Here is a 17,733-nt window from a genome sequence, read left to right as displayed (position 1 = left end):
GGCGGCATGAGAACCATGCCGGGGTGAAATTCCCATGAGGTTATGCTAATAACCGTCCGATTAAAGCCTTTGTTTTATTGAATAGTGGACTTGCTGCTATTCATAGACTATATTATATGTTTGCGAAAGAAAGGGGGATTTTCTTTGACGCAAAACCAAACGCCCGTTACCACAACGGAGCATAAAATAGGAAAAGTTACTTACCTTGTATGTTCGTCCGCAAGTGAACGCGCAACGGACACACTGGATAAAAAGATAAAAAAACTCATTCGCAAAGACATGGAACTGAACCCCGCAAACGCCCGGAAATAGGGCGTTTCTTCACATTTTATACATGACACAGGCAGCGGTATGTGGTATAATATAGACAGTACAAATACCATGCTTGTCTGTCGTCGGAAAGGAGGACAAAATGTTACAGACAGACAAGATTACCGCTTTATATTGCAGATTGAGCCAGGAAGATATGCAAGCCGGGGAAAGCGAGAGCATACAGAACCAAAAACTGATTTTACAAAAGTATGCTGACGAACACCACTTTTTCAACACGCGCTTTTTCGTAGACGACGGATTTTCCGGCGTGAGCTTTGAGCGTGAGGGGCTTCAAGCCATGCTGCATGAGGTTGAAGCCGGGAACGTGGCGACCGTCATAACAAAAGACCTTTCCCGTCTGGGACGTAATTATCTGAAAACCGGGGAGCTGATAGAGATTGTCTTTCCCGAATATGAAGTGCGCTACATTGCCATTAACGACGGTGTAGACACAGCAAGGGAAGATAACGAGTTTACCCCTCTGCGGAACTGGTTCAACGAGTTTTACGCCCGCGACACCTCAAAGAAAATCCGGGCTGTCAAACAGGCAAAGGCGCAGAAAGGCGAGCGCGTCAACGGCGAAGCTCCTTACGGCTACCTTATCGACCCGGATAACCGCAATCATCTGATACCCGACCCGGAAACGGCGCACGTCGTAAAACAGATTTTTGCAATGTATGTACGGGGCGACCGTATGTGTGAAATCCAGAACTGGCTGCGGGACAATGAAATACTGACCGTCGGGGAACTGCGCTACCGCAGGACAGGGAGCAAACGCCACCCCCGCCCACAGCTCAACGCATGGTACAACTGGCCGGATAAGACGCTGTACGACATTCTGACAAGGAAAGAATATTTAGGGCATACCATAACCGGGAAAACCTACAAGGTATCTTATAAGTCGAAAAAGACGAAAAAGAACCCGGAGGAAAAAAGGTATTTCTTCCCCAACACTCACGAACCTTTGATTGATGAAGAAACCTTTGAACTTGCACAGAAGCGGATTGCCACCCGGCAACGCCCGACAAAGGTTGATGAAATTGACCTGTTTTCCGGGCTGCTCTTTTGCGGGGACTGCGGCTACAAAATGTATGCAGTACGCGGAGCCGGGACGCTTGAACGGAAACACGCCTACACTTGCGGCAACTACCGCAACCGGGCAAGAAATGATATGCTCTGCACTACGCATTATATCCGCAAAAGCGTATTGAAAGAACTTGTCCTTGCAGACTTGCAGCGAGTAACGTCTTATGTGAAAGAGCATGAACAGGAGTTTATCGAAACAGCCAACGAGTGCAGCGCAAAGGCAGTACAAAAGACGCTGACACAGCAGCGGAAAGAGCTTGACAAGGCGCAGAACCGTATTAACGAGCTGAACATCTTATTCCGCAAGCTCTACGAGGACAACGCTTTAGGGAAACTTTCAGATGAACAATTTGCTTTTCTGACTTCCGGCTATGATGAAGAAAAAAAGACGCTGACCCGGAGGATTGCGGAGCTGTCACAGGAAATCGACAACGCCACCGAGCGCAGCGCGGACGTAAAAAGGTTTGTCGCACTGGTACGCAGATACACAGCGATTGAAGAACTGACCTACGAAAACGTCCATGAATTTATTGACCGTATTCTTATTCACGAACTGGATAAGGAAACGAACACCCGCAAAATCGAAATCTTTTATAGCTTTGTCGGCAGAGTTGATACAGGTGACAAGCCTACCGAAAGTATCTCCTATTTCAGACAGATAGGAGCCGACGTAAAGAGTTATGCTATCTAACATACATCAAAAAGAGGTAAGATAACACCCTCTGCAAAAAAGGTATCGTTATCTTACCTCAACAAAATTTGGGCCGGGATTTATTAAAATGTACGAATGATATGCTTGAACAGGATCAGATGCTGAAAAGGAAAATCCATTCGTTGGAGAATGATTTGGGAATTTATTCAGATGAAATCACGGAAATCGTAGATAAGAACGTTCAGGGACTGAAATCGGGAAGAGATGATATTGTCCGTCTGGCAGAACTTTTAAATAAGCAGGCGGATGAAGTACTGCTGTTGTGTTCATTATAGCTGGTTTTTAGATTTTCTGGGATCATGGCAGCTCACTGAAATTGATATACTTAAAACATGGAAACAGAAATGAATATGATACAGAATGAATAAGGAAAGTAGGGAGCTGCAATGACAGTACAGGAACAGATTAGCCGGTTAAATAATGTGTTTGAACGCTGGCATGAAGAATTTGACAGGATGGACCAGAAGAGACAGAAGCTGGAAACGATTTATGCCGGCGATGTGCAGCAAATTAAGGCGCGTTTTGCGGCAGAAAAGGAATCCTGGCTGAATATGAGAGAAGAGATCCTGACATTTTATCGTATTGCTAGAACAAGCTCGGATACAGGGCTTCAGAGTGAAAAAAGAACGCCGGTCAAACCTGATATAGAGACATTGAACAGAATGGCACAGCAAGTGGATATCAGTTGCCGCTATGACCCGTTGGCTGAGAAAGTGATTTGTATGGCAGGTGCCTATTGCGCTTATGTGGATCAATATCTGAGCGTCATTGAAGGCGAAGAAAACAAAGCACTGCAGCAGGCGAAGCAGCAGTTCGAATATGAAGCTAATCAAATCAATGAATCAAAAAAACGGATACTGGCCAGATGCGGACAATATTTACGGGGTGATGATTTTCAGGAAATGATGCGGCAGTTCAGTGCCATTGAGAGACATTATGAGATTACACCTCAGTATTTTATGCAGTGGCAGCAGGAGAAGAAAAATAGACAGCAGAAAATTCTGTTTGGATTTGCTGCACAGGCAGCAGATATTCCGAGAGTTTTAAAGCCGGTATTAGAAAACAGTCTGGGAAGGTATTTTGATGAGCAGAATAATTGTATCTGTTATCCGGTTGGATTTCATGTAAGTGGAGCTGAGAGGCTGCTGGTTGAGTATACAGACTATAATGAAAAAGAGCTGAGAGCAGGAATAATGGCAATTTTGCTGAATTATATCCGTCATTTTTCAGTGTCCAATATCAGGGTCTCTCTGTTGGATTCAATTTATTATAATGGTTATCTGCTTGGACAACTGTCGAAGTTGGCGGGGGTGAAAAAAGGGATGATTGATCCGGTTCCCTGCAGCAGCAAAGAAATTGAAATGCAGCTGAAAATGCTTGCAGCATATTATCATAAGGCTGAGGCAAAGCTTGGTGCACAGAGTGCGGAACAGTATAATCAGACCCACGAACCGGCATATCAGATTCCGCATCGCCTGCTGGTTATTAACAGGGAGGCGGCGAAGTATCCTACATATCAATCATCGGAATGGATGTATCTGCTGAATAATGCAGAGCGGTTGGGAATTGTTGTCATTGAATTGGTGAAGAAAAGTGATGCGGAAGGAATCGGTTATCCCTTTGGAAGACAGGATTTATCAGCTGAAATGGGGAGTGACGGCCGTTGTCTGTATGTGCGCGGTGATTCAATGGGCCGTTTTTATTGGAAGGATGAACAGGGGCGCAATACATTGTTTCGGTGGCTGCAGGCACCGGCAAATCTGCCGGATACTTTTATAACGGAAATTCAGAAAAATATGATGCCAAATGAAAAAGGAACAGCTTTTTTTGATCGCTTTCCTGTAACATTGCCGAAGCGCTCAAAGGGAAAAAGAAAGCCGATTGAGATTGCCTTTGCGGTGGATGAGGAGGATCAGCCGGTCAGAGCCAGCTTTGAGAATGAAATGTTTGCAGCTTATATGATGGGGGCTGCACGTTCCGGTAAATCTACACTGCTTCATACAATAATCAGCGGCCTGGTTATGAATTATCATCCGGATGAATTGGAATTATGGCTGCTGGATTTCAAAATGCTGGAATTCAGCAGATATATGACACATACACCGCCTCATGTAAAGTATGTGCTGCTTGAAAAGTCAGAGGAAGTGGTATTTGATATCATTGACCGCCTGCAGGAAATTCTTGAGGAAAGGAAGCGTATTTTTTCACAGAATCAGTGGAAAAAACTGGAAGATGTACCGCCGGAAGTGGATATGCCTGCAATTTTTATTATAATTGATGAATTTGCACAGATGTCACAGATTTTGAGGATGACAAAGGGCGATGGCTATAAAGCGGATTACACATTAAAATTGGAAAATCTTCTCCGAGAAGGTGCTGCTTTCGGCTTTAAATTTATTTTTGCCAGTCAGACCTATTCAGACGGTGTTGAAGGTCTGACAGAACCGGCCAGAAAGCAGATTCAGCAGCGTTTTGCCCTCTATAATACGCCGCAGGAGATCAAGGAGACGCTGGGATTGTCTTCCTCCATGATGACGGAAGCTTTGCAGAATGAAATTTGTTCATTGCCGGTTTTTGAATCTCTGTTTAAATGGAGAGACAGCAGTGGTGAAATCCGTGTCTTACATCTGAAAAATATGTATACAAGGGAGAATGAAGTTGAGCATATGATTGACATGCTGAATCAGCATATGCAGGCGGCAGAAAACAGTGCTTTAGGTCCGGACAGATTTTATCGTGATAAACATCCGGTAATGATTGACGGCAGTAAACTTCAGACTTTTAAGAGTCAGGTACCTTTTTACAAAAGGTATGAGACTGAGGCTAAGGTGTCGGGGAAACTTAATCCGGAGGACGTTCTGGTTTATCCAGGCGTACCGAGAGGATTTCAGCTGGCACGGCCTTTTGCCCTGACAAATCGTCCGTCGGAAAATATGTTGGTGACAGGCGGCGGATATGAATATGCAATGAGTGTCATTGTATCGGTGATTAACAGCTACAGACGCTGTGGAGGCGGTGTTGAGTTTTGGGCACATCCAGACAGCCGGGTTTATAAAAAGTACAGCACAACACTGCTTAGAGGGTTTCCGTGTCACCTTGGAACAGAGGCTGTCTGTGCATCCGTCAAAAAAATAAAACAGCAGATTCTGGATAAAGGTAAGGAGAAAAAGCTGGTCATTGTATTGGGCTATGAGCGAATGGCAGAGGAGATGGCACTTTTTGGCGATGCAGATAGCCTGAAAGCAGGCCGTTTTAAAGAACCGCAGGAATCGCAGGCAGATATTCTGAGAAAAATCAAAAATACGCAGGATGTCAACGAGAAGAAACGTTTGATTGCGGAATACAATGCTTCGGTTTCCGAAAAGGGAAAAACTTCGTCGGATGACGCAGGTATTTGCGATGTCAGGAAGGATTTGGAATGGGTATTAAAAAGAATTTCAATGAATGATATCCATTTTTTATTCGGTTTTGAACAGGCAGAAGATTTCGTGAATACACGAATGGATGTGAAAGTTTTTCATCATCAGCTGGTATTCCATATGACAAGAGCGGATGCGGCGGAGATTGGATGCAGTAAAAAGGCGGTGGAACTGGCAAAGGATACTTTTATGTATACCAATGGCAGAGATACATGGATGATGAAGCCGCATTTTTACCACAATATTTTTGGCTGAGGCAGATAAGACGTATTTTTGTTGAGACCGGGAAAGGTTGGAAAAGCAGATTTTGTTAGAATAGAGGCATGAAGTTAAGGAGATAGATTAAGTTTTTGGGAGGAAATTTTATGTCAGACAGGAATGTAAGTACAGATGCGCTGCGTACGGCGGCAAGAGCTTTGACGGAGTATATGAATGCAGTCAATGATGATCTGGAGAAGATGCATGATGCGGTTATTGACTGCAGCGATAACATGGCACATGATGTGTATAGCCAAAAGGCCATTATCAAAGTGGAAGAGTGCATTGTATCCTTATCAAAGGTACTTATTCAGGCAGAGGAATTGAGAGGAAAGATTCTTTCAAAGATACGAAGAATTGAAGAGTCAGGAGAATCTTTTTAAATCCGTATCGAATAAGGGAAAAGGGGGAGAATCACATGGCAGGATACGGAATTAATCAGCAGGGGGTAGAGAACCTTCAGAAACTGGCTTCTGATCTGCATCATTTCAATGATAATTTTGAGGAGGCAGGCCGTGCTCTCAGACAGAGAGTGGCGGATGTGTCTGATGAACTGGGAGTATATGAAGATGAAATCATTGAAATCATTGACAGTGTCAATGCAGAGCAGGAAAAAGGCAGAGAGGCCTTAAATTATCTGGCCTTAAAAATTGAGCGCCAGGCGGACGAAGTGTCGGAGCTTTTGGCGCTGGGGCTGTAAACAGCAGTCAAAATATCAGAAATATTTACATGAGAAGATATCATTTGGAAGACGCAGGATGTGATTAAACATCCTGCGCAAAGGAGCAGGCAATGGATCCAATTAATAACAGTAGGATGAAAGAGCAGATGCGTTTGAACAATAATGCAGAAGCAAATCGGAAAGCAAGTGAGATTGACAGTCGTGTTTTGCGGGAAATCAATGCGCTGAAACCAGAGAAAAAACCGGAAGCAACGGGATACATCATTGGCGGTGTTCTTTTGGGATGGGTAATTGGTGCATTTACAGGAGGGTTGATTGGGTTTGTTGTTGGTTTTCTGATACCGATTGGAATGTGGGGAGCGGCATGCGGCAAAGTAAATGATACAAATGCAAATATTGAGAGAAGGATGAAGGAAATTCGGGCCAAAGGAAATGCAGATAAAAAAAAGGCCCAAAAAGAGGCGGATATGAAAACTCAGAAAGAAGCAGCAGCTTATGATACAGAGGTTCGGAAGTATTGTGACCGTGCCATGGCAAAAGCGGATCTTTTCACACCGATGATTGATCATCAGGAGATGATGTTTCAGCGAATGATTTCACATGCTGATCATGGCTCCAATATGGCTTTTGTGGAAGCGGATCTGGTTTATACCGTGATAAATACAGGGATTACTTATACTTACCATGACAGTCGGTACAGCAATTCCATAGATGATTTCAATTTCAGTAAAAAAAGATTTCGCGACCTGCATTCTCCGGAAGAATGTGAAGGTCTGGCTTTTGCACTGGCAAGAATGACATTGCGGCGCATGAAGCAACTTTATCCGGCACAGTCTATGCGTATTGAGGTGTCTCATAATGATGCGGAAGTGACGATGCATTACAGAGGTGCCAATCCGAACTATGTACCGCCGAAAGATATTTTCTAGTACATCGTTATTTCGAAAAGGGTGTACGGAGAGCGTATTAAAACGGACGATGAGGATGAAGGTATCAACCGCAGCTATCAATGAGGTGTTTTGGAGAAAGCGAGACAAAAAATGGACAGACAGAGCTATTATTATCAGCAAATGAATGAAAATGAGCAGTTGGCCTACAGAATCATCTGTGATGGTCTGCATTGTCACCAGTCAGCCATTAGGGTTTTGCTTTATCCGGGAATGAAAAGTGTATCTGATATTTATTACAAAGTGCTGTATGACCATCCTGTATTTTTTTATGTCAATCAATACAATGTAAGTCATTCGCATCAAAATTGTGAGTGGACACTTTATCCTGAATATTTATATTCAGGGAATGAGGCAAAAACAATGATTGCTGAGATGCACAATACAGTGGATAAAGTGCTTTATAAAGCTCTTGAGTATCGGGAGGATCCATTTAAAATGGAAATGTTTCTGCACAATTCAGTGGTGAAAAGCGTGGCTTATGATTATGAGTCTTTAAAAATAAAAAATTATCATAGAGCACATTCTATCGTTGGCGCATTTCTTGATAAAAAAGCAGTTTGTGAGGGGATTGCCAAAGCATTTAAGCTACTTTGCGATTCGGTTGGGCTTCCCTGCATTGTTGTTGTCGGATATGCGGATAACAAGGGGGAGTTTACTGAAAATACGCTTCATGCGTGGAATCTTGTGAAGGTCTGCGGTCAGTGGTATCATGTGGATCCGACATGGGATGTGATGGATTTAACAGGAAGTGATGGAGTACATAAGGAACGCCATTTTAAGTTTGATTACTTTAATCTGACTACAGCGGATATATCAGTTGATCATCGGCCAAAAGATGTGATTCCGTCCTGCACAGCACATAAGGACAACTATTTTTACCGTACAGGAAAATATGCAGAAGACTATGAGGATATGCGGCGTATTATTGATCAGCAGATTGACAGTGACCGGATCCGAATTCGTATTGATTGCCAGAAACGTGCAGCCGGCCTGAAAGGTTTGAAACAGAAGTACTTGTTGTCAGGAGATCCTAAAAAACTGATATTGGATGCGCTGCAGGAGGTTCAAAGGAATAGAAAGCTGTTTTATCGATACAGTTATTATTTCAATGAAAGGCTGGGAACAATGAATCTGTACAAAATGTGATATTATTATTTGTCTTTTCGTATAAAAATGCATTGACATTTGCTTTTGGATATACGATGATAATAGAGAAGCAGATGAGCACAGATCAGAGTGAAAGAAAGAGACAGGAGAAGATTTCACTCAGTAGGAGGCTTTCATGAAAATAGGAAAATCAGAGACGGATAACGTATATGTATGCTACTGTATGTTGAGGGAAATGCATCCGGGCAAGCACCAGACTGAACGGCTTCGGAAAGTAACGGAAGCATTGTGGGATGCTCAGGCATTTTATGAGAAAATGGAGGCCCTGATGTTTGGGCAGGCCTTTGTTTATGGCAGCAGAGAGGTCGTTGTCCGTCCTTTTACTGTTTATGAAGAAGGATTCAGAGAAACACCGGAAGAGTTTGCAACCACATACAGCATCAGCGGGACATTACTTCGCTGTTACGAACTGCTGAACGATTTTATGCCCGGGGAGGAAGAGCAGATGGAGGCGGCAGGCCTGAACAGCGAGATGTACAGACTGGTGATTATTAGCGATTATGCGCCGGAAGGCAATAGCCAGTCTATGGAGATACTGACCAGAAGTTTTAATGATCTGAAGAAAAAATGTGATTTTAAAATTTGTTATATGAATACGGAAGATGCACACCGCGTCGGTAATCTTGGGAAGATGATCGATACCTGTGGACTGGAATAAATGTATGCAGGGCTGCGGTGTTTTTTGAATATTAGATAATGATAACAAACAGAGGTAATGGAATTGAAAGAAAGTACAACAATCGCCTTTACAGGAGATATCGGTTTTGATAAATATATGGACAAAAAATGGGAGGATGATGCCCTTCTGGCACCGGGAATTCTGGAATTTCTGACCAGTGCAGACCATGTAGTGGCCAATGTGGAAGGCCCGTTGGTGGACAATACGGCGACACTGATGCAGGCAGCCGAGATGCGCCTGATGCACACCATCAATCCGGCAGCTGAGAGAGTTTTGAAGGATATTCATGCAGATATCTGGAACCTCTGCAACAATCATATCATGGATGCCGGACAGGACGGTCTGGCCATGACCCTTCAGGAGGCAGAGAAGTTTGGTGCGAAGCCCATCGGTGTCGGCATGAATATGACGGATGCAGCGAAACCATTAATTCTTGATGAAGCTGGAGGTATCGGAATCTTTGCTGTTGGCTATCAGCGCGGCTGCAAACCGGCCGGAGAAGATAAAGGCGGCTGCCTCAGCTGGAGTGAGATGGAGGTCATTCGCAGCGTCATTCAGGAAATCAAGGCCAAATGCCGCTGGTGTGTGGTGGTAGCTCATGGCGGCGAAGAGTTTACAGCGATTCCATCTCCGTATACAAGGGAACGGTATCATGCTTATCTTGAGATGGGAGCAGATCTTGTTGTCTGTCATCATCCTCATGTGCCGATGAATTATGAAACCGTTGGAGATAAGATGATTTTTTACTCATTGGGCAATTTTATCTTTGATACAGATTATCAGCGTGCACAGTTCAATACTGAAAAAGGCATTCTGCTGAAACTGCATTTTACAGAGACAAAATATTCCTTTGAAGCACTGGGACTGAAGATCAACCGTGAGAATGAACATATAGAGACGGCACCGCTTCCGAAGATTTTTGCTGATATTCAGGAGGATGATTATAATAAGCTTGAACCATTGGCAGCGAAAATGTTCTTAGCTGCAACAAAGCGTCAGCAGCTGTTCTTATATCCGGATAAATTCAAGAATGCTACAGAAGCACAGTGGAAAGACCATTTCTATGAAGAAAAGCGCAGTGGCCGTGTACCGGGTGAGGCTCTGGATTTCCAGATTATCTATCCGATTGCCCAGGAAGAGGCCAAAGGTGCATGGAAAGAGTGTAAGTTGGAAGCTGTCAAAGCATATATTTTGGAACAGATGTAAAACATGATACAAAAATTATATCCGGTTCTGAATAATTGCGGGGACATTATGGAAACAATTAAAAAATAACTGTTGCCATTTTCAGAATAAATGATATAATGGAACAGGTAGGCTAACATGGCTCAGTCGGTAGAGCGACGCACTCGTAATGCGTAGGTCGCGGGTTCGATTCCCGCTGTTAGCTTCAAGCCGGAAACTCTGGAGAATTGAGGGTTTCCGGCTTTTTTTGCGTTTTGAAAAATGTGTAAAAAAGGGGGCTTTTTTTGAGGTTTGTCTACTATTTGTCTACTACGCGTGAAATGGGATACAAAAATTGGGTTGTGAAAACCTTTAATAACAGATATAATAAAAGAAACAGACAATATTTAAAATATGCATATATTAAATGATATAGGTAATGATTATGTAGAGTTGAGTTTCTAAGGAAAGGATGGGATATTATGGTGACAACAGAATCTGTAACAATTAAAGTTCCGGTTGGTATGTCAAAGTATTTGGTAACTAGGAATCCGGAAACAGAACTTACCAGAAATGCATTGTTGCTGTATCCGTATATATTAAATCAGACAATATCACATGGTCGAGCAGCAGAAATTCTTGGAATTAGAAAAGCAGAGTTGATTGATTTGTATGATAAACTGGGCTATTCATATTTTGATATGACAATGGATGATTTGGATGAGGAATTGGAAACTTTTAGGCAGCTCAAAAAAGCGGAGGAATTGGTATGATTGTTGTATCTGATACAACACCATTGATATCACTGCTCAAAATTAATAGGTTAGAGCTGTTGGAAAGACTGTTTGGTGATGTTATGATTCCTACAGCAGTATTTGATGAATTAACAGTTGATAAACGTTTTAGGACGGAAGCAGATCAGATTCGACAAAAATCATTTATTGTAGTTAAACCTGTTAATAATCAGGAGTCCGCAAGTGTATTAAAAAGAGCAACGGGGCTTGACCAGGGTGAGAGTGAAGCGATTGTTCGGACAGATGAACTAGAAGCAGATTTATTATTGATGGATGAAGCAAAAGAGAGAAGTGTGTCTGCACAGATGGGGCTTAAAATTATGGGGACAATAGGAATTCTTATGGCTGCGTATGAAGAGGATGAATTGACATCAGATGAAGTACGAGCATGTATTAATGGATTACAGCGTGCCGGACGTCATATAGGGCAGCGACATTATCAAATGCTTTTGGATAGATTACAAGATTAAGTATGACTCAGATGGAGTCCGAAAGAGATTGATTAAAAACTTGAAAATGGATACAGATATGCAATGACAATGGAAGCAATCTGTGACAAAAAGTAGAGAATAATCGATACATAGCTTTTTGATCTGGAACCTGGGAAAATTTTGCTGCTTTATTTACAAACGATTGCGGCAAAGGTATAATATACAGGAAATCCGGTTGTTTTATAGAAATAGCTGTCGACGGATGTCAGGACAGCTATTTTTAGTGTGCAAAAGAGAGGAAAAGCGTTATGAATATCAAAAAATTGACACTAACTGCCTTTTTTGCGGCCATCGCTGTTGCAGGCAGCTTATTTTCATTTCCTGTTCTGGGGTCGAGATGTTCACCGATTCAGCATCTGGTGAATGTAATGTGTGCCATTTTATTAGGCCCATGGTATGGACTGGCGGCAGCCTTTCTGGCAGCATTGATTCGTAATATTCTGGGACTTGGAACACTTCTGGCCTTTCCGGGAAGCATGTGCGGAGCTCTATTATCCGGTCTGTTGTACAAGTGGATGAAAAAGCTGCCGGCAGCTTATATCGGCGAAGTGGTCGGTACAGGTATTATCGGCGGCATGCTGTCTTATCCGATTGCCGCAGTGCTGATGGGCAATCAGACGGCAGCTTTATTCACCTTTGTTGTACCATTTCTGATCAGTACTGTTGGCGGCACGATCATGGCCACTGTGATCACAATGACAATGAAGCAAACAAAGGTGCTGGCCAGGATTCAGCAGCAGATCAACAGCTAAATGTCAGAGACTGGGAAAGACCCAGCCTCTGAATCTGTAGATTAATAAGGGTTAGTGATGTATTTTAAATATTTCCGGTCACAGTTACCGTCGCTGTGCCTGGGGTCAGTGTATAGGCGCCGGTTGTCTGGTTTTGTACATATGTGGCGGCCGGTATATTGATGACACCTGCGTTGGTGGAGAAAACACCGGTTGCCTGATTGTAGCTGTAGTTTGATGTCGGCAGAACTGTTCCATTGTAGGTGACGGAGATATCCGAAAGAATCGGTGTAAATGTGTCTGTAATCTGAACCAGATCATCATCGGTGGTGGCGGTATTGCCATAATTCTGAATACCAAAAGTATAAGTGATGCGGCCGTTTTCAGCAACTTGAGCAGGACAGATGCCTTTGACAATGGACAGATTAGGCACAGTGGCTGTTGAAATTGTGTGTGTGGCTGTCAGCGGTGCAGCCAGTTGGGCGCCGGTGACACGGACAGTGTTTATCACGTTGCCCGCTGCAGCAAGGGGCGCATAATCATTGATATCAGCCTGGTAGATAAATGCAGCATTGCCGCCGGACGGAATAGAGACACCGGTTATTGTGATGCCATCTGCGGCGGTGACGGTTGGTGCAGGCTGCAAAGTGCCGTTAATAAGCAGCTGCATGGAATTCGGAATGTAAGTGAGTGGGTACAGGGTGATAGTTTCCGGGGTATCCGTTGTAAAGCTGTAAGCACCGAGATTGTCATTGACGGTCAAATCGCTAAAGGCTGTTGTGCCGGAATTGACAATACTGAAAATATAAGTGATACGGTCGCCGGAGGCATAAGTGTCAGAAAGTGCTGTTTTCGATGCAGCTAACACTTCCAGAATCTGACCGTAAGCGATATTGGAATTGGCTGTGATGCCATTATAGGAAAGTTGTGCCTGATTGGAAAAAGTAGGCATAAATAAGACTCCTTTCAAATGAGTGTACTGGAAAATCACATTTCCTGATATATCATATGAAAAGGAGTCTTTCTTGTTCTTGTCAAATCATTATTCATATACAGCAGAAAGGCTGATGTAGAGATTTATTTCAGTGCATTGCCCACAATGGCGTCCTTTCTGCTGAGGATATCATCACTGAGCAGCTCTTTGGTCACTTTCTCAAAACCGATGCGATGGATGGTATCGGAGAGACGTTCCCCTTTCTGGCCCTGTTCTGCAAAGAAGAGGATGGTCTTCTCAAGGGTGGCCAGAACTTCTTCCTCTGTGGTAAAAATCTTAGGAATCCGCTGGCCCATAGCTACTTTCTTGCCCCAGCGTCCGCCGATGACGATGGAATAACCGGCGATATAATCTTCATTCACATGGAATGGACACTTATGGAGACAGCGTCCGCAGCGGTTGCATTTGTCAGGGTCAATAAATACCTTGCCGTCAACGACTTTCGGCAGACTGATCGGACAGGCAGCTTCAATCTGACATTTCTTACAGCCCTTGCAGAGATCTGTGTTTGGCTGAGGAACACGCTGACCGTAGATACCAAAGTCGTTCAGGGATGGCTTGACACAGTTGTTCGGACATCCGCCAACGGCAATCTTGAACTTGTGCGGAAGTGTTAATCCGTGATAACCTTTGTAGAAAAGATGATGGATTTTCTCAGATAAAGCATATGTATCAATCAGTCCGTACTGACAGGTGGTACCTTTACAGGAAACTACAGGACGGATTTTGGCACCTGTACCGCCGGTTTCAAGTCCTTCTTTGGCAAGATAAGCGATAAAATCAGGAATCTTGTCGTATTCGACGCCGATGACTTCTTGTGAGAGTCGGGTTGTCATCGTGATCTGGCCGCTGCCGTAAAGGGCTGCAGCATCGGCAATACATCTCGCCTGGGCAGTTGTGATCCGTCCGTTGCCGGTAACGACACGGGCGTTGAATCTGTTTGTTCCTTTATTATTTAAAAAGCCAAGGCCTTTCAGCCGTTTAATCTCATCCGCACTGACAGGTGTCTCAGACGGTGCATCGGAAGCAGGTTCACTCTGATGGGAGGCAATAAATGCCTCCAGAACATCAGCGGCCTTTTCAACTGTGATCAGGCAGCGACGGTCATCACCCTCTGGATAACGATAGCGCGCCTTCAATTCCTCACAGTTGTCACTGCCGAGGGAAGCCTTGAAAGTGTCAACATATTCTGCACAGAGTTCCTTGAAGCCTTCTGTTTCATGGGCCTTGTCACCGCAGAAAAGCAGGCTGAGCACAGACATGGCAGCTGAAAGCGCACCGCACGTATTGCCGCAGCCCATACCAGCGCCGAATCCGGAAGCCAGCTTTAATGCGCGTTCATCAAGACCGAGATCATAGGCCTTGTTGGCAGCGCGCAGGATGCATTCCCCGCAGTTATAATTCTGATTCATATAAAAATCATTTGCAATTTTACGTAGCATATAATACCTCCTCGAGTGTTCGCATAATTTAATTATACTATAGACATTTCATAATGTCTTTAATTGTTTTGCAATTAACAGGACTTCGTGCTACTATTAAATTTATAAGGGGCAATGAAGAATGCCAGTTATGGTATGATTAAATAAATATAAAAGGATTCGGAGGAAATGTGCGATGAGAAGAGCTGACAGAGAAGTAACAGATGTGGGTGGGATGATCGATATTATCGACCACTGCAGAGTGTGTCATATTGCGTTGGTGGACGGCGAGTGGCCGTATATTGTGGCTATGAATTTTGCATACAGCTATGAAAATGGTCAGTTGGTGATTTATCTTCACAGTGCCAAAGAAGGAAAGAAACTGGATCTGCTTCGGAAGGACGATCATGTTTGCTTTGAAATGGATTATGATCATGAAATGATCCCGGCAAAGTATGCCTGTGCTTACAATTTTCGGTATGCAAGTGTTGTGGGCCGGGGACATTGTGAGATCATTACGGATGTGGATGAGAAGATTAAAGCCTTGGAACTGCTGATGAAGCACCAGACAGGGGAAGATTTTGTGATGGAAGTGAAGCATACACTGGCGGTTGAAGTTCTGAAGATTACTGTTGAAGAATTTACCGGCAAGAGACGTTTTAAGAAATAGATATAGATGATAAAGGACGGATATAAGATGGCGACAACAATTCATAAAATGTCCTGCCCGTATGACTGCCCTTCCACCTGTGGACTTGAGGCAGAGATTGAAGACGGCAGATTGATCAAAGTGAAGAATGATAAGACACATCCAGTGTCCAAGAACGGCATTTGCCGCAAGATGCAGCACTATGAGCAGGATATTTATTCAGCAGACAGGCTGAGGACACCTCTGCGTCGTGTGGGCAGAAAGGGTGAAGCAAAGTTTGAGCCGATCAGTTGGGACGAGGCAGTAAGGGAGATTACAGATCAGTTTAAAGCAATCATAGCGAAATGGGGTGCCGAGGCGATTTTACCCTGTGTCTATTCTGGCGTCATGAGCGATATTCAGCGTAACTGCGGGGATGCCTTTTTTAACCGTATGGGTGCGTCGGAGCTTGTCAAAACACTGTGTTCATCGGCAAAAGGTGCCGGCTATGATGCGGTTGTGGGGAAAACAGGATGTCTTGAGCCGACAGAGTTAAATGACAGTGATCTGTATCTGATTTGGAGCTGTAATATGGCAGCCACAAGACTTCAGACTCTGGTGGATCTGCAGAAACCGGTCAACAGACATAAGAAGAAAATATTGATCGATGTGTATCCGAATCCGACGGCAGCGTACTGTGACCAGGTGATCACCATCAAGGCGGGAACAGACGGGGCACTGGCTTTATCCATGATGCATGTGCTTAAGAATGAACATTTGGTGGATAAATCTTTTGTGGAGAAGTATACCAGTGGATATCCGGCATTTGCAGAGACACTGGATGTCTATACCCCGGAATGGGCTGAGAGTGAAACCGGTATTCCGGCAGAAGTGATCCGGCAGCTGGCCAGAGAATTTGGTCAGGCCAAGGCACCGGCCATTATACTGGGAAGCGGTAATTCCCGCCATGGCAATGGCGGTATGACGGTGCGTCTGATTACGATTTTATCCGCGCTGACCGGGGCATGGCAGCATCCTGGCGGCGGGTTATGTGGCTGTACGCCGATTGATACGGATTATGTGAATAAATCGCTGATCACCCGTCCGGACTTCCGAAAGAAGCCGGCAAGAAAGATCAATATCAATCAGATCGGGCAGGCCCTTGCCATGGAAGGAAAAGAGGCAGTTAGGGGATTTTATGTGTATGGATGCAATCCTGCCAATACAGTCAGTGATCAGCAGCTGATTATCCGAGGACTTGAACGGGAAGATTTATTTACCGTTGTGCATGAACGCTTTATGACAGATACTGCCAGATATGCGGATATTGTACTGCCGGCCACATTTTCCGTGGAACAGACGGATATTTATCGGGCTTATGGGTATTGTACCCTGAGTACAGGCCGTAAACTGGTGGATGCACCGGGAGAATGCAGGAGCAACTGGGATACATTCTGCCTTCTGGCAAAAGGAATGGGGTATGAGGATGATTATTTTGACCGGTCAGAGGATGAGCTGCTGGAGGTTTTGCTGAGTCATCCGACCAGGGCGATTGCAGAGACTTCCGATGAGGCGAAGGAAACGCTCCGACAGGGCGGTTCTGTTGTGCTGCCATTTTCAGATCATTTGGGCTTTGGCACTGAAACCGGCAAAATGATGATTGTCAATGAGAAACTGGCAGAACCGATGCCGCATTATACCGCAGGTTACAGCGGAAAATGTCAGGACTATCCGCTGCATCTGGTGGCTGCCCCAAGTGTGTGGAGTCTTAATTCAACCTTCCTTGACAGGGAACAGCTGATGACATCCAGGAAAGGCATGACACTCTGGCTGAATCCGGAAGATGCAAAAGTAAGGAAGATTGAGGATGGTATGTCTGTCATCGCATTTAATGAGTTGGGGGAAGTGCAGTTTACGGCTTGTATAGATCAGCGTGTAGCTATCGGAAATGCTGTGTCGGAAGGTGTGTTTGCCAGCCATCAGACACAAAATGGCTGTGGATTTAACACATTGACCCATGGGCGTTTGTCCGATATTGGTGCGGCAACGACAATGAACGATAATCGGATTGATATTCGTCCGTTGTCAATTGAAGATAGCAGATAAATGATATGCCCTGAAACAGCAATACGATATGAATAAAAGTGAAAAACACCGCAGCCGGTGATTGAAGTGAACCCCTTTTGTTAGACAAAAATGTAAGTCTAATGAAAGGGGTTATTTCTATGTCTGGAAGAAAAATGTA

Annotated in this window: 17 protein-coding genes and 1 tRNA gene; 16 read left to right on the top strand and 2 right to left on the bottom strand. The window is 44.2% G+C overall.

The window, feature by feature from the left end:
- Window positions 1-84: 84 nt before the first annotated feature.
- From HED67_RS17235 to thiW, 14 genes are all read left to right on the top strand, one after another.
- Entirely contained in the window at window positions 85-312 is a 228-nt protein-coding gene (locus HED67_RS17235; RefSeq protein WP_004613661.1) for a transposon-encoded TnpW family protein, read from the top strand.
- A gap of 100 nt (window positions 313-412) precedes the next feature.
- Window positions 413-2,089 carry a recombinase family protein gene (locus HED67_RS08820; protein ID WP_002569190.1) on the top strand — a complete coding sequence of 559 codons (1,677 nt, stop codon included), beginning with the start codon at window positions 413-415 and terminating at the stop codon, window positions 2,087-2,089.
- A 119-nt stretch (window positions 2,090-2,208) separates the two neighbouring features.
- Window positions 2,209-2,385, top strand: a complete 177-nt coding sequence (locus tag HED67_RS08815) for a hypothetical protein (protein WP_221718084.1) — start codon at window positions 2,209-2,211, stop codon at window positions 2,383-2,385.
- Between the two features lie 111 nt (window positions 2,386-2,496).
- Window positions 2,497-5,784 (top strand): FtsK/SpoIIIE domain-containing protein, encoded by a 3,288-nt coding sequence (locus HED67_RS08810; RefSeq protein WP_221718083.1) that lies wholly within the window; start codon window positions 2,497-2,499, stop codon window positions 5,782-5,784.
- 110 nt (window positions 5,785-5,894) lie between these two features.
- Window positions 5,895-6,170, top strand: coding sequence for a hypothetical protein (locus HED67_RS08805; RefSeq protein ID WP_221718082.1), 276 nt, complete (start codon window positions 5,895-5,897; stop codon window positions 6,168-6,170).
- 35 nt (window positions 6,171-6,205) lie between these two features.
- A complete protein-coding gene (locus HED67_RS08800) occupies window positions 6,206-6,487 on the top strand; it encodes a hypothetical protein (protein WP_221718081.1) in 282 nt (93 codons plus the stop codon).
- 92 nt (window positions 6,488-6,579) lie between these two features.
- Window positions 6,580-7,398 carry a hypothetical protein gene (locus HED67_RS08795; protein ID WP_221718080.1) on the top strand — a complete coding sequence of 273 codons (819 nt, stop codon included), beginning with the start codon at window positions 6,580-6,582 and terminating at the stop codon, window positions 7,396-7,398.
- Between the two features lie 90 nt (window positions 7,399-7,488).
- The gene (locus HED67_RS08790) at window positions 7,489-8,565 is read left to right on the top strand and encodes a transglutaminase domain-containing protein (RefSeq protein WP_221718079.1); all 1,077 of its coding nucleotides are present in this window, start codon (window positions 7,489-7,491) and stop codon (window positions 8,563-8,565) included.
- A gap of 136 nt (window positions 8,566-8,701) precedes the next feature.
- On the top strand, window positions 8,702-9,244 hold the full coding sequence (locus tag HED67_RS08785) for a hypothetical protein (RefSeq protein ID WP_221718078.1): 543 nt from the start codon (window positions 8,702-8,704) through the stop codon (window positions 9,242-9,244).
- A 57-nt stretch (window positions 9,245-9,301) separates the two neighbouring features.
- Window positions 9,302-10,471: a CapA family protein gene (locus HED67_RS08780; RefSeq protein ID WP_221718077.1), complete on the top strand. Its 1,170-nt coding sequence runs from the start codon at window positions 9,302-9,304 to the stop codon at window positions 10,469-10,471.
- 111 nt (window positions 10,472-10,582) lie between these two features.
- Window positions 10,583-10,655 (top strand) — tRNA-Thr (locus HED67_RS08775).
- 256 nt (window positions 10,656-10,911) lie between these two features.
- The gene (locus HED67_RS08770) at window positions 10,912-11,202 is read left to right on the top strand and encodes a UPF0175 family protein (protein ID WP_221718076.1); all 291 of its coding nucleotides are present in this window, start codon (window positions 10,912-10,914) and stop codon (window positions 11,200-11,202) included.
- Window positions 11,199-11,693 carry a DUF3368 domain-containing protein gene (locus HED67_RS08765; RefSeq protein WP_221718075.1) on the top strand — a complete coding sequence of 165 codons (495 nt, stop codon included), beginning with the start codon at window positions 11,199-11,201 and terminating at the stop codon, window positions 11,691-11,693. The genes HED67_RS08770 and HED67_RS08765 overlap by 4 nt, the downstream gene beginning before the upstream one ends.
- A gap of 269 nt (window positions 11,694-11,962) precedes the next feature.
- A complete protein-coding gene (gene thiW, locus HED67_RS08760) occupies window positions 11,963-12,466 on the top strand; it encodes an energy coupling factor transporter S component ThiW (RefSeq protein WP_221718074.1) in 504 nt (167 codons plus the stop codon).
- Between the two features lie 64 nt (window positions 12,467-12,530).
- Here the strand turns inward: thiW and HED67_RS08755 are convergent, their stop codons facing one another.
- Both HED67_RS08755 and HED67_RS08750 read right to left on the bottom strand, forming a co-directional pair.
- Window positions 12,531-13,397, bottom strand: a complete 867-nt coding sequence (locus HED67_RS08755) for a hypothetical protein (RefSeq protein WP_221718073.1) — start codon at window positions 13,395-13,397, stop codon at window positions 12,531-12,533.
- A 125-nt stretch (window positions 13,398-13,522) separates the two neighbouring features.
- Window positions 13,523-14,881, bottom strand: coding sequence for a C-GCAxxG-C-C family (seleno)protein (locus HED67_RS08750; protein ID WP_221718072.1), 1,359 nt, complete (start codon window positions 14,879-14,881; stop codon window positions 13,523-13,525).
- Between the two features lie 175 nt (window positions 14,882-15,056).
- Here HED67_RS08750 and HED67_RS08745 point away from each other — a divergent pair, with 175 nt between their 5' ends.
- Together HED67_RS08745 and HED67_RS08740 are read left to right on the top strand one after the other, a co-directional pair.
- Window positions 15,057-15,530 (top strand): pyridoxamine 5'-phosphate oxidase family protein, encoded by a 474-nt coding sequence (locus HED67_RS08745; RefSeq protein WP_221718071.1) that lies wholly within the window; start codon window positions 15,057-15,059, stop codon window positions 15,528-15,530.
- A 27-nt stretch (window positions 15,531-15,557) separates the two neighbouring features.
- Window positions 15,558-17,594: a molybdopterin-containing oxidoreductase family protein gene (locus HED67_RS08740; protein ID WP_221718070.1), complete on the top strand. Its 2,037-nt coding sequence runs from the start codon at window positions 15,558-15,560 to the stop codon at window positions 17,592-17,594.
- Window positions 17,595-17,733: the final 139 nt, after the last annotated feature.

The sequence above is a fragment of the Pseudocoprococcus catus genome (assembly GCF_019734885.1).
Lineage (GTDB): Bacteria > Bacillota > Clostridia > Lachnospirales > Lachnospiraceae > Coprococcus_A > Coprococcus_A catus.
This window is presented reverse-complemented; position numbering and strand designations above follow the sequence as displayed.

What these genes read in the sequence shown, in the direction of transcription:
- HED67_RS08820 (WP_002569190.1), top strand. Translation starts at nt 413, where the DNA reads ATGTTACAGACAGACAAGATTACCGCTTTATATTGCAGATTGAGCCAG.
- HED67_RS08815 (WP_221718084.1), top strand. Translation starts at nt 2,209, where the DNA reads ATGCTGAAAAGGAAAATCCATTCGTTGGAGAATGATTTGGGAATTTAT.
- HED67_RS08810 (WP_221718083.1), top strand. Translation starts at nt 2,497, where the DNA reads ATGACAGTACAGGAACAGATTAGCCGGTTAAATAATGTGTTTGAACGC.
- HED67_RS08805 (WP_221718082.1), top strand. Translation starts at nt 5,895, where the DNA reads ATGTCAGACAGGAATGTAAGTACAGATGCGCTGCGTACGGCGGCAAGA.
- HED67_RS08800 (WP_221718081.1), top strand. Translation starts at nt 6,206, where the DNA reads ATGGCAGGATACGGAATTAATCAGCAGGGGGTAGAGAACCTTCAGAAA.
- HED67_RS08795 (WP_221718080.1), top strand. Translation starts at nt 6,580, where the DNA reads ATGGATCCAATTAATAACAGTAGGATGAAAGAGCAGATGCGTTTGAAC.
- HED67_RS08785 (WP_221718078.1), top strand. Translation starts at nt 8,702, where the DNA reads ATGAAAATAGGAAAATCAGAGACGGATAACGTATATGTATGCTACTGT.
- HED67_RS08780 (WP_221718077.1), top strand. Translation starts at nt 9,302, where the DNA reads ATGGAATTGAAAGAAAGTACAACAATCGCCTTTACAGGAGATATCGGT.
- HED67_RS08770 (WP_221718076.1), top strand. Translation starts at nt 10,912, where the DNA reads ATGGTGACAACAGAATCTGTAACAATTAAAGTTCCGGTTGGTATGTCA.
- HED67_RS08765 (WP_221718075.1), top strand. Translation starts at nt 11,199, where the DNA reads ATGATTGTTGTATCTGATACAACACCATTGATATCACTGCTCAAAATT.
- thiW (WP_221718074.1), top strand. Translation starts at nt 11,963, where the DNA reads ATGAATATCAAAAAATTGACACTAACTGCCTTTTTTGCGGCCATCGCT.
- HED67_RS08755 (WP_221718073.1), bottom strand. Translation starts at nt 13,397, where the DNA reads ATGCCTACTTTTTCCAATCAGGCACAACTTTCCTATAATGGCATCACA.
- HED67_RS08750 (WP_221718072.1), bottom strand. Translation starts at nt 14,881, where the DNA reads ATGCTACGTAAAATTGCAAATGATTTTTATATGAATCAGAATTATAAC.
- HED67_RS08745 (WP_221718071.1), top strand. Translation starts at nt 15,057, where the DNA reads ATGAGAAGAGCTGACAGAGAAGTAACAGATGTGGGTGGGATGATCGAT.
- HED67_RS08740 (WP_221718070.1), top strand. Translation starts at nt 15,558, where the DNA reads ATGGCGACAACAATTCATAAAATGTCCTGCCCGTATGACTGCCCTTCC.